Genomic DNA, 14,763 nt, shown 5'->3' with positions numbered 1-14,763 from the left:
TAATAACAACAATTAATATATGAATTAACTAGGACACATAAAAAATGATTTTAATGATTGATAATTATGATTCATTCACATATAATATAGTTCAGTACTGTTTAGAGTTAGGTGCTGATTTAAAAGTTATTAGAAACGATGAATTAAGTGTAGAAGAGATTGAAAAATTAAATCCAGAAAAAATTATAATATCTCCAGGACCAGCAACTCCTAATGAAGCAGGTGTATGTTTAGAAGTAATTGAATATTTTGCAGATAAAAAACCAATTTTTGGAATTTGTCTAGGTCACCAAAGTATTGCTCAAGTATTTGGTGGAGAAGTTATTCGAGCTAAAAATATGATGCATGGAAAAACTTCAAAAGTAAAAGTTACAAATGAAACACCTATTTTTAAAAACTTACCAAATGAATTTACAGAAACTAGATACCATTCTTTAATAGTAAAAAAAGAGAATCTTCCTGAAAATATCGTTGTAACTTCTATTAGTTGTGACGATGATGAAATTATGTCTTTAGAAATTAAAGATAAAAAAATTTATGGAGTTCAGTTTCATCCAGAATCAATAATGAGTGAATATGGTTATGAAATGATTGATAATTTCTTAAAGTTATGATAAAAACCAGCAATTACAACTACTTATTTTCTACTGTTTTAGCATTTACAGTAGTTGTATTGCTATATACAACTCAAACCTTAAGCATTTCATACAAAGAAGCATTAAATGTTTTTGTTAATAATTCAGTGTTATCCTTAATCACAAATACTTCAATATATATATTTGGACAAAATGATTTAGCACTTCGTTTACCCTTCATTGTATTTTATACATTAAGTGTAATCTTGATGTTTAAATTAACAAAAGACTATTTTAAATATGAAAGAGATAGATATATTTCTATTTTTATATTTATGATTCTTCCTGGTGTTATAAGTGCATCTTTATTAGTTAATAGCGCAATTGTAATTACTTTTTGTACATTACTTTATATTTATTATTATCAAAAATTTAAGAAGCATTGTTATTTATTATTATTTATATATCTATTTGTAGATAATTCTTTTGTAATTTTATATTTAGCAATATTCTTTTTTTCTTTAAAAAATAAAGATAATAGATTAATTTTTTTATCATTAGTTCTATTTCTTTTATCTATGTCTATTTATGGACTAGATACTCAAGGTAAACCGAGAGGATTTTTAGTTGATACTTTTGCCATTTACGCAAGTGTTTTCTCACCATTTCTATTTATATACTTTATTTACTCTATGTATCGAGCTTCTTTAAAAAATGAAGAAAGAACTTTTACATGGTATATTTCCATTACTGCATTAATAGTATCTTTACTTTTTTCTTTTCGTCAAAGAGTTTATATTGAAGATTTTGCACCTTATGTTGTTATATCTCTTCCTTTTATGCTAAAAAGATATTTTCATTCATATAGAGTAAGATTAAGTGAATTTAGAAAATTTCATAAAATTTCAGCAATAGTAATTATAAGTATGTTATTAGTAAATGTATTTTTAACTATTGTTAATAAACCATTATATACATTATTACCAGATAGCAAAAAACATTTTGCATATAAATATCACTTTGTTAAAGAATTAGCAAGTGAATTAAAAAAAGAGAAAATTAATTACATATTTACTGATGATGAAAAACTGTTGATGAGATTAAAATTCTATAATATAAATTCTGGTGCTGATTATTTTGTTTCAAAAAGAAAGTTTTATAATTATGACAAAGAAATATCAATAGAGTATTATGGTAAAAAGCTATATAGTGTTTACATAAAAAAACTTAAATGAAAAAATCATTTACACTTTTAGAATTAATTTTTGTAATTACACTATTAATAGTTCTTTATACATTTTTTATACCTAATCAAAAGATAAATAAATTAAATGAAGTTATAAATAGATTAGATCTATATATCTCACACATTAGGTATCAAGCTTTAATCGACGATAAATTCTCAAATGATACTCTTTGGCATAAAAAAAGATGGACTTTAAAATTTTTTAGATGTCGAGAGTCAGTTGGTGGAATTTACTATAGTATTTATAGTGATGAGAATTTGTCAGGACATCCAAATGCAAGTGAAAGTTTTAAAGATCCATTAACAAATAAAAATATTTACAGCTCAAATTTATGTAATGAAACAAATAATAATAGTAAGTATGTACTGCTAAGTAAAAACTTTGGAATAAAAGATGTAAAGATTTCATGTAATAGTACAACAAGTTTAGGACAAATATCTTTTGGAAAAGATGGTAGAGTTTACTCTCGTCTAAGTAATATTGATAATGAAAGCTTTGAATATGAGATTATTAAGTCATGTAGTATCAAATTTATTGATGAAAATGACAATTTTAAAGAATTAATTATCAATCCTAAGACGGGTTATTCAACAAAAGGAATAAAAAACCCAATAGAAACAGAGTAAAAAGGTGGGAAAGGGAGGAATTTAAAAATTTAAGTTAAATTTAAGCATAAACCCCTTGACAAAGGGTCAAGAATCTATTATAATTCCCGTCCAAATTGACTGAGACACATCAAACGGAAGAGAGATGAGTTGAGAGTTAACGATCTTTAAAAAGAAATAAAGTTTAAAGAAGAGTAATCTTTATAAACTGAATATTATCAATAAGATAATTAAATAAATGTTAAATAAAAAAACAAGAATAAAAATTCTTGTCTATTAAATAGAATGTAAAAATTTTATTTTTAGCTTTAAGCTAAACAATGAGTGATAATTTTGTAACTAAAATTGCAGTACTCTGAAAAAATGCAAATTTTTTTAGAATGCAAAGTTACATAAAGTTGTCAGTTTCAAACACTTTATGGAGAGTTTGATCCTGGCTCAGAGTGAACGCTGGCGGCGTGCTTAACACATGCAAGTCGAACGAGAACGGGTATTAGCTTGCTAATACTGTCAGCTAAGTGGCGAACGGGTGAGTAATATATAGGTAATGTGCCTTGAAGAAGGGGATAACAGTTGGAAACGACTGCTAAGACCCTATATGCCTTTAAAACAAAAGTTTGCAAGGGAAATATTTATAGCTTCAAGATCGGCCTGTACAGTATCAGTTAGTTGGTGAGGTAATGGCTCACCAAGACAATGACGCTTAACTGGTTTGAGAGGATGATCAGTCACACTGGAACTGAGACACGGTCCAGACTCCTACGGGAGGCAGCAGTGGGGAATATTGCACAATGGGGGAAACCCTGATGCAGCAACGCCGCGTGGAGGATGACACATTTCGGTGCGTAAACTCCTTTTATATAGGAAGATAATGACGGTACTATATGAATAAGCGCCGGCTAACTCCGTGCCAGCAGCCGCGGTAATACGGAGGGCGCAAGCGTTACTCGGAATCACTGGGCGTAAAGAGCGTGTAGGCGGATAGATAAGTTGGGAGTGAAATCCTATGGCTCAACCATAGAACTGCTTCCAAAACTGTCTATCTAGAGTATGGGAGAGGTAGATGGAATTTCTGGTGTAGGGGTAAAATCCGTAGAGATCAGAAGGAATACCGATTGCGAAGGCGATCTACTGGAACATTACTGACGCTGAGACGCGAAAGCGTGGGGAGCAAACAGGATTAGATACCCTGGTAGTCCACGCCCTAAACGATGTACACTAGTTGTTGTGAGGCTAGACCTTGCAGTAATGCAGTTAACACATTAAGTGTACCGCCTGGGGAGTACGGTCGCAAGATTAAAACTCAAAGGAATAGACGGGGACCCGCACAAGCGGTGGAGCATGTGGTTTAATTCGACGATACACGAAGAACCTTACCTGGTCTTGACATAGTAAGAACTTTCCAGAGATGGATTGGTGTCTGCTTGCAGAAACTTATATACAGGTGCTGCACGGCTGTCGTCAGCTCGTGTCGTGAGATGTTGGGTTAAGTCCCGCAACGAGCGCAACCCTCGTCGTTAGTTGCTAACAGTTCGGCTGAGAACTCTAACGAGACTGCCTACGCAAGTAGGAGGAAGGTGAGGACGACGTCAAGTCATCATGGCCCTTACGACCAGGGCTACACACGTGCTACAATGGGGTATACAAAGAGCAGCGATACGGTGACGTGGAGCAAATCTCAAAAATATCTCCCAGTTCGGATAGTAGTCTGCAACTCGACTACTTGAAGTTGGAATCGCTAGTAATCGTAGATCAGCTATGCTACGGTGAATACGTTCCCGGGTCTTGTACTCACCGCCCGTCACACCATGGGAGTTGAACTCATTCGAAGCAGGGATGCTAAAGTAGCTACCTTCCACAGTGGATTCAGCGACTGGGGTGAAGTCGTAACAAGGTAACCGTAGGAGAACCTGCGGTTGGATCACCTCCTTTCAGAGAAAGAGTTAAGATTCGTTTCTTAACTCGAAACATTTATAGAAAAACTAATTGATATATTCAGTTTATAAAGATTATTTAAAATAGGTAATAGGGGCCTATAGCTCAGCTGGCTAGAGCGCTCGACTGATAATCGTGAGGTCCCAGGTTCAAGTCCTGGTAGGCCCACCATTAAATAATCTGTAAAAAAAGATTAACTCAGCATATATGGGGATATAGCTCAGCTGGGAGAGCGCCTGCCTTGCACGCAGGAGGTCAGCGGTTCGATCCCGCTTATCTCCACCATATACCTATAAAACTTAATATAAGTTCAAATATATTTGGATTTATATTAGGTTTTAAACCTAAGAATTACTAGAGATGGTAATACGATATTTAAAAACATAATGTTAAAGTCTTAAAATTTTTCTAGCGAATATTTATAGCGATATAGATATAAGTTAATAAAGAAACAATTTAAAACACAACTATATTTATTAAATGTAAATTTAATAAGATAGTAGCCAAGGAATAATTATTCAAAAAATAGTAGAAATACTATTAAGAAAAAAGGTAGCTTAGTTTACTAAGTTATTTGAAAAGCTATTAAGGGCTAATGGTGGATGCCTAGACTGTAAGAGGCGATGAAAGACGTACTAGACTGCGATAAGCTTTGGGGAGCCGTCAAGAGGCATTGATCCAGAGATTTCTGAATGGGACAACCCAATATAGTGCGAGCTATATTATCCTTTCGAGGAGGCAAACCTGGTGAAGTGAAACATCTCAGTAGCCAGAGGAAGAGAAATCAATTGAGATTCCGTCAGTAGCGGCGAGCGAACGCGGAATAGGGCGCATACATTTAGCATATTAGATAGAAGAAGTATTTGGAAAGATACACCATAGAGAGTGATAGTCTCGTATTTAAAATCTTTTATGTGGAACTAAGGTATGGAACGAGTAGGTCGGAACACGTGATATTTTGACTGAATATGGGGGGACCACCCTCCAACCCTAAATACTACTTACAGATCGATAGTGAACAAGTACCGTGAGGGAAAGGTGAAAAGTACTCCAGCGAGGAGAGTGAAATAGAACCTGAAACCATTAGCTTACAATCATTCGGAGCCCTATGATTTATCAGGGTGACGGACTGCCTTTTGCATAATGAGCCTGCGAGTTGTGGTATCTGGCAAGGTTAAGTCAAGTACGAAGCCGTAGCGAAAGCGAGTCTTAATAGGGCGAAATAGGGTCCCCATTAAGAACTTTATGTTCTTAATGGGTTCCCTTAGTCAGATGCTGCAGACCCGAAACGAAGTGATCTATCCATGAGCAGGTTGAAGCTGGTGTAAGAGCCAGTGGAGGACCGAACCGATGGGCGTTGAAAAGTCCCCGGATGACTTGTGGATAGGGGTGAAAGGCCAATCAAACTTCGTGATAGCTGGTTCTCTCCGAAATATATTTAGGTATAGCCTTGCGTAGTAGCATATAGGGGTAGAGCACTGAATGGGCTAGGGCTGCTTACCGCGGTACCAAACCCTATCAAACTATGAATACTATATGTGTAATCGCAGGAGTCAGGCGTAGGGTGATAAAATCCTATGTCGAGAGGGGAACAACCCAGACTAACAGCTAAGGTCCCTAAGTTACATCTAAGTGGAAAACGATGTGGAGTTACTGTGACAACCAGGAGGTTGGCTTAGAAGCAGCCATCCTTTAAAGAAAGCGTAACAGCTCACTGGTCTAGTGATTCTGCGCGGAAAATATAACGGGGCTAAGATGTACACCGAAGCTTTAGATTCAATTTTTAATTGAGTGGTAGGAGAGCGTTCTATTCAGCGTAGAAGATGTACCGGTAAGGAGCGTTGGAGCGGATAGAAGTGAGCATGCAGGCATGAGTAGCGATAAAAGAGGTGAGAATCCTCTTCGCCGAAAACCCAAGGTTTCCTACGCGATGCTCGTCATCGTAGGGTTAGTCGGGAACTAAGTCGAGTCCGAAAGGGGTAGACGATGTCAAATTGGTTAATATTCCAATACCAACATATAAGCGCGATGTGGGGACGCATAGAGTTAATCGAGCTCACTGATGGAATAGTGGGTCGAAGGACGTAGGTTGATACTTAGGCAAATCCGGGTATCGTTAGACCGAGATCTTACAGGCTCTTGACGCTCTTCGGAGATGATAGAGAATCGATGATACTGTCGTGCCAAGAAAAGCCACTAAGTATATTATATGTTGCCCGTACCGTAAACCGACACAGGTAGGTGGGATGAGTATTCTAAGGCGCGTGGAAGAACCCTGGTTAAGGAACTCTGCAAACTAGCACCGTATCTTCGGTATAAGGTGTGCCTACTTTGGTATAGAGACTTGCTCTCAAAAGCTAAAGAGGTTGCAACAAAGAGTCCCTCCCGACTGTTTACCAAAAACACAGCACTTTGCTAACACGTAAGTGGATGTATAAGGTGTGACGCCTGCCCGGTGCTCGAAGGTTAATTGATGATGTTAGCATAAGCGAAGCATTTGATCGAAGCCCGAGTAAACGGCGGCCGTAACTATAACGGTCCTAAGGTAGCGAAATTCCTTGTCGGTTAAATACCGACCTGCATGAATGGCGTAACGAGATGGGAGCTGTCTCAACCAGGGATCCAGTGAAATTGTAGTGGAGGTGAAAATTCCTCCTACCCGCGGAAAGACGGAAAGACCCCGTGCACCTTTACTACAGCTTGACACTGTAGCTTGGATATTCATGTGCAGGATAGGTGGGAGGCTTTGATTACTAGACGCCAGTAGAGTATGAGCCATCCTTGAGATACCACCCCTGAATATTTGAGTTACTAACTGCGAGGAGTTATCCTTCTTCAGGACAATGTCTGGTGGGTAGTTTGACTGGGGCGGTCGCCTCCTAAAAAGTAACGGAGGCTTACAAAGGTTAGTTCATGGCGGATGGAAATCGCCAGTTGAGTATAATGGCATAAACTAGCTTGACTGTGAGACATACAAGTCGAACAGAGACGAAAGTCGGTCATAGTGATCCGGTGGTTCTGTGTGGAAGGGCCATCGCTCAAAGGATAAAAGGTACGCCGGGGATAACAGGCTGATCTCCCCCAAGAGCTCACATCGACGGGGAGGTTTGGCACCTCGATGTCGGCTCATCGCATCCTGGGGCTGGAGCAGGTCCCAAGGGTATGGCTGTTCGCCATTTAAAGCGGTACGCGAGCTGGGTTCAGAACGTCGTGAGACAGTTCGGTCCCTATCTTCCGTGGGCGTAGGAAAGTTGAGGAGATTTGTCCCTAGTACGAGAGGACCGGGATGAACGTACCACTAGTGTACCAATTGTTCTGCCAAGAGCATCGTTGGGTAGCTACGTACGGATGTGATAAGAGCTGAAAGCATCTAAGCTCGAAGCCAACTCCAAGATGAACTTTCCCTGAAGATCCCTCGAAGACTACGAGGTTGATAGGCTGGATGTGTAAGCGTTGTAAGGCGTTTAGCTGACCAGTACTAATAGATCGTTTGGCTTTTTTTATAAATTTCTTGGTTTACTATCTTATTAAGTTTACTTAATAAACAGTGTAAAATTGTAAAGCGTTACCTTGAAAAAATGTCAATTTTTTTAAGAGCTTTTTTAGACTTTAACATTATCTTTACACTCAAGACTATCTTGATGTGAGTAAAGAGTATACTTTATAAGTATCTTCTTTACTCATATTGCTGGTGGTTACAGAGAAGTGGAAATACCCAGCTCCATTCCGAACCTGGAAGTCAAGCACTTCATCGCTGATAATACTGCACCTTTCAGGTGTGGAAACGTAGGCCGCTGCCAGCTCTTGAGTTTACAAATAGCCTATCTAAGCATTCTTTTTTAAGTCTGTTTAGGTAGGCTTTTTTTTTAGCAGCTTTTTTATTAATTCTACTATTCTCTTTTTTATTCCCTTTTTTACTATTTAGTCTTACATTTTTATTTAGTTTATTTCCTATTGCTTTCTACTATTTTTTATTATAATTGATTATAAAATAACCATTTTAGTAACCTTTTTGTAATTCAGTTATTATATAATATATGAATAAAAGTTAAGGAGTTATTATGGAATTATTAAATAGTTATATAGAAGATAAATACAGCGCTTTTGATGTATGTGTTGTAAAAGATGAAAAAGATCCATATAAGTCATATATAATGTTAGATGGATATGTTATTAGTACACAAGTTAATGTTGGTTCTTAGAAGTAAGACAAGTTAAAAACTTGCCTTTACTTTCTAATTTTTCTTTTCTAAAATTTTAATATTTATAATACTTGTACCAGTTGTTATTTTATCTAAGTTAGAAAAACTTTCAGAGTCATTTTCTTCTATCTCACCAAATACAGTATGACCTCCATCTAAATGGGGAGAAGGAACAAAACATATAAAAAATTGACTTCCTCCTGTATCTTTACCTGCATGAGCCATAGATAGACTTCCTCTTTTATGAACCTGTTTTTCTGCATCAGTTTCACATTTAATTGCCCAACCAGGATTTCCCATACCTGTGCCATCTGGACAACCACCTTGAGCCATAAATCCTGGAATTACTCTATGAAAATTTAAGTTATCATAAAATCCATCATTTGCAAGTGTAGCAAAGTTTGATACGGCAATTGGAGTCTCTTTATTAAAAAGTTTTAGCCAAATTATCCCACTATCTGTAGTAATTTTCGCATAATTAAATTTTTCTAATTCTTCTCTTGGAATATTGTATTCTTTTAGTTTTCTACCAAACATATTTCTCCTTTTTATTGATTTGAAATTATATCTTTTTTAGGTGTAAGATAATTTAATTTGATTAAATTTTGAGTGATTTCTTTAAATACAGGAACAGCAGACCATGAGGCATAATAATAATACCAATTTTTTCCAGTTGAAATTGGATCAATTACTGTAACACCAATTGTATATGAATTTTCACCATCATTTACAAAACCAAAGAATGATGAAATATATTTTTTTAAATATTTACCACCTCTTGCAATTTGTGCAGTTCCAGTTTTCCCTCCAATTATTAATCCATCAATTTTTGCTGCTTTTCCTGTCCCTTCATCAACTGTTTTAATTAACATTCGTCTCATTTCATTTGCAGTTTTTTTGCTTATTATTTGTTCTTGAATTTCATCATAAGCTTTATATTTATTATCATTATGTTCCAAGTGGGATACAATTTGTGGTGTAGCAATATATCCATTATTTTCAAAAACTGAATATGATTTTAAAACTTGCATAAATGTAGATGTCATACCTTGACCATAAGAAACTGTAGCTTTAAAAACATTATCTTTTCCTTCTTCATCACCTGCAGAAAATTGCCATACTTTTGGCATAACACCTTTTTTTTCATAAGGTAAATCTATTCCAGATTTTCTTGTATAACCAAATCTCTTAAGACCTTCATAAAATTCTGGACCAGATAATCGTTGTGCTATTTGTAATGTTCCAATATTTGAAGAAAATATAACAATATCATCTAATGTTAAATAGTGTTTTTTGAATCGATGATCATCTTTTATTGTATATTTACCTAATTTGTATCTTCCTTTTGGAAATTCACCATCTTTGTTAGGTTTACCTTTGTTATTATATGCAAAAAATAGTTCATTTTTTTTAATTCTATTTTTATCCATTGCTAATGCTATTGATATAGGTTTTAATACAGAACCAGGTTCAAATGGATATTCAATTGCTCGCACATTTAAAGAAGGTATATCTTCTTGTTTAATTCTTTGAGGATTAAATCTATTTGAGGATGCTAATGTTAAAATTTTACCTGTCTTACTTTCCATTATGGAAACAATGATTTCTTCAGCTTCAAGTTTCTTCTTATATTTATCTAATGTTAACTCATTGTTTTTTTGAAGTTTAAGTGGTATATTTAATTTTAAAGTTGCGCCATCTGTTCTTTTTCTAATTGTTGAGTTTTTATCAAATGATATGTATGATAATACATCTCTATTCCCTTCTAGTAAACCATCATTTGATTCATTTAAAACAGTGTTATATTTTTTTTCTAATCCTTTTATACCTTTTACTTTTGTTTTTCCATTTTCTGTTTCATACTTTGATATATATCCAACAACTGGAGTCAATGTATCTTCATAAGAAAAAATCCTTTTTTCTCCACTTTCTCTAATATTTAATCCTCTAAGTATTTTTGTACCATTTACTCTTCTTGATATAAAAACATCTAATTTTATTAATTTAAAAGCTAATTGTTTTAAGTTTTTCGCATTTCTTGAGTCAATATTATATGATAGAACTAAATATCCAGGTGACTTTTTACCTTCTTCTATTTTCTTTTTTACTTTTTGATAATCAACATTACTATAAATAGAAAATAGATTAATGAACAGTTCTTCTTTTTGTGGGTCTAAATATCTACTATCTATTGAAGCTGTATAAAGTTTTTTTGATGTAGCAATTTTAAAATTATCTGCACTTATGATGTCCCCTCTTACAGATAACTCTTTTTTTTCACTTCTAAGTGATGGTAAATCTCTTTTTTCACTTATGGTTCTAAAGACAGAGATAACTAATATAAATAAGAAGAAAAAAATCATTAAAAATAGAATAGCAATTTTTTTAGTTTTGTTAACTGTTTGAATTTTTTTTGAAGACATCTTTATCCATATTATTATATAATGAGAAATGTATTTTAACAAAAACAACATTAAATCAATTTATAATATAACAAAAGAAAGTGATGCTGATTACACACTATTTTTTTTAGTATCAATGTTAATTATTACAAGTATCGTTTTTTCTTATTCATTAACAATATATACTGTTGAATTTTTTGGATATAACCAATTTCACTTTTTTTTAAGACAGTTATTAGTAGGTATTTTGTCAATATTTATTATGTGGAGTTTTTCTCTGATAAATCCTGATAAACTTATAGGAAAAGTTGGTATGGGTTTATTTGTACTTTTCTTTTTTATTATGGCTATTATGCCTTTTCTTCCATCTTCTATCGTTACAGCATCAGGTGGAGCTAATAGATGGATTAGACTTCCTGGGTTTTCATTATCGCCTGTAGAATTTTTTAAAATAGGATTTATTTATTTTTTATCGTGGTCTTTTCATCGAAAAGTTATAGATAAACCTAAAAAAATAGGTTTAAAAGATGAAGCTTTATTACTAGCACCTTACTTTTTTGCATTTTTTGTTGTTGTTTTTATTGTTGCTTTTCTTCAAAAAGATTTAGGTCAAGTTGTTTTACTTGGTGTAATATTGGTTGTTTTATTGATATTTGCAAATAGGTCGTTTAAACTTTTTTTAGTTTTAGGAGCTTTAGCATTAATGGGTTTAGTAGGCTTAATTTTAGCTGCACCTCATAGGATGCAAAGAATTTATTCTTGGTGGGCTATGGTTCAAGATGGAATATTATCAATTCTTCCTTCTTGGGCAGAACCATACTTAAGGATTGAAGAACTTCCTGAACCTTATCAAGTATCACATTCCTTAAATGCAATACATAATGGTGGTTTTTTTGGACAAGGTGTCTCTTTAGGTGATATAAAAGTAGGTTTTTTATCAGAAGTTCATACTGACTTTGTTTTAGCTGGTATTACTGAAGAGATAGGTCTAATTGGTTTAATATGTATTATAGCTATTCTTTTTATGATTGTATGGAGAATATTTAGAATTAGTAGAAGAGTTGAAAATCCTATTTATCATCTATTTACTCTTGGAATAGCTTTAATGATTATTGTTGCATTTTTAATTAACTCTTATGGAATATCAGGGATGATTCCTATTAAAGGAATTGCCGTGCCTTTATTATCATATGGTGGTTCTTCTATGTTATCTATGGCAATAGCAATTGGATTAGTTCTTTCTATTAGTAGGAAAGTTAATTTTGAATATGAAGAAAAGGTTAAAAAAATTAATGAAAAAAGATAATATTGTGGTTACAGGTGGTGGAACAGGTGGTCACTTAAAAGTAGCAGATTCATTTATAGAAGAACTTAATAATAGAGGTTATAATGTAATTTACATTGGTTCTTCTAATGGCCAAGATAAAGCATGGTTTGAAGAAGATAATAGAATTAGTCAAAAGTTTTTTTTAGATACTAAAGGTGTAGTAAATAAAAAGTTTTTAGGAAAAATATTTTCATTACTAAATATTTTTTCTAAAACATTGCAATGTATAAAGATATATTATAAATTTAATGTAAAAAAGGTTATTAGTGTTGGAGGTTATTCTGCAGCAGCTGCAACTTTCGCATCGATTTTAAAACCTAATTGTAAACTCTACATCCATGAACAAAATTCAAAAATGGGTAAATTAAATGAAGTGACAAGTAAATTTGCAAGTAAGTTATTTTCATCATTTAGTGAAGAATCGATGATTAAAGATTATCCTGTTTCTAAAGAGTTTTTCGATAAAGCTAGAGTAAGAACTGAAATTAAAACAGTAGCTTTTTTTGGCGGTTCTCAAGGTGCAATAGCTATTAATGATTTTGCATTAAAGGTTGCACCTAAACTTAACTCTTTAGGAATTAAAATTATTCATCAAGCAGGAAAAAATGATTATGAAAGAGTTAAAGCTCAATATGATAAGTTAAATATCAATGCAGATGTATTTGGATTTACAAAGGATTTTTTATTAAAAGTTCAAGAAGCAGATTTTGCAGTAAGTAGGGCAGGGGCATCAACTCTTTGGGAAATGTGTGCAAACTGTTTACCTTCTTTTTTTATTCCATATCCTTATGCTGCAAAAGATCATCAATTTTATAATGCTAAAGTTTTAAAAGAAAAGGGTTTATGTTTTTTACAAAGAGAAAGTAATTTAGATGAAGAAGAGTTTTTCAAAGCTATTAATTGTGATATAAAAAATATTAGCACAAATTTGAAAAACTCAATTAAACCAGATGCTGTAAGTAAAATCCTAGATATTGTATTACATGATAAGTAATAAAAATATACCAAATAGTATTCTATAAATACCAAAAGCAATAAACGTGAAATTTTCTAAAAATTTTAGAAATAGTTTTATTGCTAGAAATGCAACAATAAATGATACAACAAATCCAACTGCTAAATTTATCATATGTTGATTTGTACTTAAAAGTTCTTCGTGGTGTTTTAATAAATCATAACCTGTTGTTGCACACATTACGGGAAATGCTAAAAGAAATGAAAACTCAGCACTTGCTTTTCTATTAAGTCCAACTAACATTGCACCAATTATACTAGAACCAGCTCTTGATGTACCAGGAATTAGTGCAAAAATTTGAGCAAATCCAATCCAAGCAGCCTGCTTGTATGTTACATCTTCAACATCAAGTGTATGGGTTGCTTTTTCATCATAGAACTTTTCAACAATTAAGAATATAATTCCACCAATAATAAACATCCATGCGACAATTTCAAAAGAAAATAGTGATTTTACGACATCTGAGAAGATAAAACCAATTATTGCAATAGGTAAAAAAGCAATAAATACTTTGGTCCATAAACTTACATGTGAAAATGTAAATTTTGAAGGATAATTTAAAATTACTGCAAGTATTGCTGCAAATTGAATTATAACTTCAAATGCTTTATTCACATTAGATTGTTCAAGTCCTAAAAACTCACTTGCTACTATTAAGTGTCCCGTTGAGGATATGGGAAGAAATTCTGTTATCCCTTCAATTATACCTAGAATTATAGTATCAAATATCGTCATATAATGCCTTTTTCTTTAGATAATTTAAAAAATAGTTTTAAAGCTTTTTTCTCTTTAATTCCAATATTATAGTCAATCTTAGTAAGATAATTTAAAATCTGTTCTTTCGTTAGTTCACTTCTTTTTGAATATTGTTCTAGTATATATTGAGGTATTTTTATGTGTTTTTTATTGAAATTTTTAATTACTTTTTTTAATTGTTTTCCATTTTTGTTGTAACATAGCCTTGCAAAAACAAATGGTAAATTATATTTCTCTTGCCATTTTAATGCAAGATCAATTATTTGAATATCATTCTTTACGTGATAATATTTTAGTGCTTTATCTCCAATTAAAACTCTTCCATCAATATTTAAAATTAAAGCTAATGCATTTGATGTGTCAGACTGATAATCTTTTTGATATTCTCCTGGAATAGCAAGTACTGATAAAACTTCATTTTTTGCAACTATTCCCAAATCTAAAGACTTCTCATTTTTTGATTTAATTGATGAAATAAATGCACTGTGAACATTTCTTTTTCTGAATCTTTTATTTATAAAAGATGGATATGATTTGTGATATTCAATTATTTGTTTTAATTGGGATGATTTGATATTTTTTTTTAAATATACATGAAATGGTAATAAGTTTATAAAATCGATTTTTGCAAAAATCATTAAAAGCTGATTCCTTAGAATAAAGTTAAAAAATGTTTGGGTATAATATTATAAACTTAAG

General features: G+C 32.9%; 10 protein-coding genes, 2 tRNA genes and 3 rRNA genes. 11 read left to right on the top strand and 4 right to left on the bottom strand.

What is annotated here, in order from left to right; genetic code table 11:
* Window positions 1-44: 44 nt before the first annotated feature.
* The 9 genes from APAC_RS10930 (at window position 45) to APAC_RS13290 (ending at window position 8,564) form a co-directional block, all read left to right on the top strand.
* Entirely contained in the window at window positions 45-614 is a 570-nt protein-coding gene (locus tag APAC_RS10930; protein ID WP_130234132.1) for an aminodeoxychorismate/anthranilate synthase component II, read from the top strand.
* Window positions 611-1,810: a glycosyltransferase family 39 protein gene (locus APAC_RS10925; RefSeq protein WP_130234131.1), complete on the top strand. Its 1,200-nt coding sequence runs from the start codon at window positions 611-613 to the stop codon at window positions 1,808-1,810. The genes APAC_RS10930 and APAC_RS10925 overlap by 4 nt, the downstream gene beginning before the upstream one ends.
* A complete protein-coding gene (locus APAC_RS10920; RefSeq protein WP_130234130.1) occupies window positions 1,807-2,448 on the top strand; it encodes a type II secretion system protein in 642 nt (213 codons plus the stop codon). Before APAC_RS10925 ends, APAC_RS10920 begins: the two co-directional genes overlap by 4 nt.
* Window positions 2,449-2,842: 394 nt before the next feature.
* Window positions 2,843-4,359 (top strand): 16S ribosomal RNA (locus APAC_RS10915).
* A gap of 97 nt (window positions 4,360-4,456) precedes the next feature.
* Window positions 4,457-4,533, top strand: a tRNA-Ile gene (locus tag APAC_RS10910).
* A 38-nt stretch (window positions 4,534-4,571) separates the two neighbouring features.
* Window positions 4,572-4,647 (top strand) — tRNA-Ala (locus APAC_RS10905).
* 290 nt (window positions 4,648-4,937) lie between these two features.
* Window positions 4,938-7,865: ribosomal RNA gene (locus tag APAC_RS10900) — 23S ribosomal RNA — on the top strand.
* 184 nt (window positions 7,866-8,049) lie between these two features.
* A 5S ribosomal RNA gene (rrf, locus tag APAC_RS10895) occupies window positions 8,050-8,165 on the top strand.
* Together the 16S, 23S and 5S rRNA genes with 2 tRNA genes alongside form the textbook arrangement of a ribosomal RNA operon.
* A gap of 258 nt (window positions 8,166-8,423) precedes the next feature.
* Entirely contained in the window at window positions 8,424-8,564 is a 141-nt protein-coding gene (locus APAC_RS13290; RefSeq protein ID WP_170170161.1) for a hypothetical protein, read from the top strand.
* A gap of 33 nt (window positions 8,565-8,597) precedes the next feature.
* Here APAC_RS13290 and APAC_RS10890 read toward each other — a convergent pair whose 3' ends face one another.
* Together APAC_RS10890 and APAC_RS10885 are read right to left on the bottom strand one after the other, a co-directional pair.
* Complete coding sequence (locus APAC_RS10890) at window positions 8,598-9,101, bottom strand: peptidylprolyl isomerase (protein ID WP_130234129.1); 504 nt, start codon at window positions 9,099-9,101, stop codon at window positions 8,598-8,600.
* Window positions 9,102-9,112: 11 nt separating this feature from the next.
* Window positions 9,113-10,987, bottom strand: coding sequence for a peptidoglycan D,D-transpeptidase FtsI family protein (locus APAC_RS10885; protein WP_130234128.1), 1,875 nt, complete (start codon window positions 10,985-10,987; stop codon window positions 9,113-9,115).
* 28 nt (window positions 10,988-11,015) lie between these two features.
* Here APAC_RS10885 and APAC_RS10880 point away from each other — a divergent pair, with 28 nt between their 5' ends.
* The gene (locus tag APAC_RS10880; protein WP_130234127.1) at window positions 11,016-12,272 is read left to right on the top strand and encodes an FtsW/RodA/SpoVE family cell cycle protein; all 1,257 of its coding nucleotides are present in this window, start codon (window positions 11,016-11,018) and stop codon (window positions 12,270-12,272) included.
* Window positions 12,259-13,287, top strand: coding sequence for a UDP-N-acetylglucosamine--N-acetylmuramyl-(pentapeptide) pyrophosphoryl-undecaprenol N-acetylglucosamine transferase (locus tag APAC_RS10875; RefSeq protein ID WP_130234126.1), 1,029 nt, complete (start codon window positions 12,259-12,261; stop codon window positions 13,285-13,287). The genes APAC_RS10880 and APAC_RS10875 overlap by 14 nt, the downstream gene beginning before the upstream one ends.
* On the opposite strand, the gene APAC_RS10870 is transcribed toward APAC_RS10875, so the two are convergent.
* Together APAC_RS10870 and APAC_RS10865 are read right to left on the bottom strand one after the other, a co-directional pair.
* Window positions 13,273-14,043 carry an undecaprenyl-diphosphate phosphatase gene (locus APAC_RS10870; RefSeq protein ID WP_130234125.1) on the bottom strand — a complete coding sequence of 257 codons (771 nt, stop codon included), beginning with the start codon at window positions 14,041-14,043 and terminating at the stop codon, window positions 13,273-13,275. The two genes, APAC_RS10875 and APAC_RS10870, sit on opposite strands and share 15 nt — an antisense overlap.
* Window positions 14,040-14,702: an MqnA/MqnD/SBP family protein gene (locus tag APAC_RS10865; RefSeq protein ID WP_130234124.1), complete on the bottom strand. Its 663-nt coding sequence runs from the start codon at window positions 14,700-14,702 to the stop codon at window positions 14,040-14,042. Before APAC_RS10865 ends, APAC_RS10870 begins: the two co-directional genes overlap by 4 nt.
* Between the last annotated feature and the right edge of the window lie 61 nt (window positions 14,703-14,763).

Source organism: Malaciobacter pacificus (assembly GCF_004214795.1).
GTDB classification, from domain to species: domain Bacteria; phylum Campylobacterota; class Campylobacteria; order Campylobacterales; family Arcobacteraceae; genus Malaciobacter_A; species Malaciobacter_A pacificus.
Note: the sequence above shows the minus strand (reverse complement) of the source record. Positions and strands in the feature narration are given on the sequence as shown.

Bases quoted from the DNA above. Each gene is read 5' to 3' on its own strand.
- APAC_RS10930 (WP_130234132.1), top strand. From the start codon at position 45: ATGATTTTAATGATTGATAATTATGATTCATTCACATATAATATAGTT.
- APAC_RS10925 (WP_130234131.1), top strand. From the start codon at position 611: ATGATAAAAACCAGCAATTACAACTACTTATTTTCTACTGTTTTAGCA.
- APAC_RS10920 (WP_130234130.1), top strand. From the start codon at position 1,807: ATGAAAAAATCATTTACACTTTTAGAATTAATTTTTGTAATTACACTA.
- APAC_RS13290 (WP_170170161.1), top strand. From the start codon at position 8,424: ATGGAATTATTAAATAGTTATATAGAAGATAAATACAGCGCTTTTGAT.
- APAC_RS10890 (WP_130234129.1), bottom strand. From the start codon at position 9,101: ATGTTTGGTAGAAAACTAAAAGAATACAATATTCCAAGAGAAGAATTA.
- APAC_RS10885 (WP_130234128.1), bottom strand. From the start codon at position 10,987: ATGTCTTCAAAAAAAATTCAAACAGTTAACAAAACTAAAAAAATTGCT.
- APAC_RS10880 (WP_130234127.1), top strand. From the start codon at position 11,016: ATGTATTTTAACAAAAACAACATTAAATCAATTTATAATATAACAAAA.
- APAC_RS10875 (WP_130234126.1), top strand. From the start codon at position 12,259: ATGAAAAAAGATAATATTGTGGTTACAGGTGGTGGAACAGGTGGTCAC.
- APAC_RS10870 (WP_130234125.1), bottom strand. From the start codon at position 14,043: ATGACGATATTTGATACTATAATTCTAGGTATAATTGAAGGGATAACA.
- APAC_RS10865 (WP_130234124.1), bottom strand. From the start codon at position 14,702: ATGATTTTTGCAAAAATCGATTTTATAAACTTATTACCATTTCATGTA.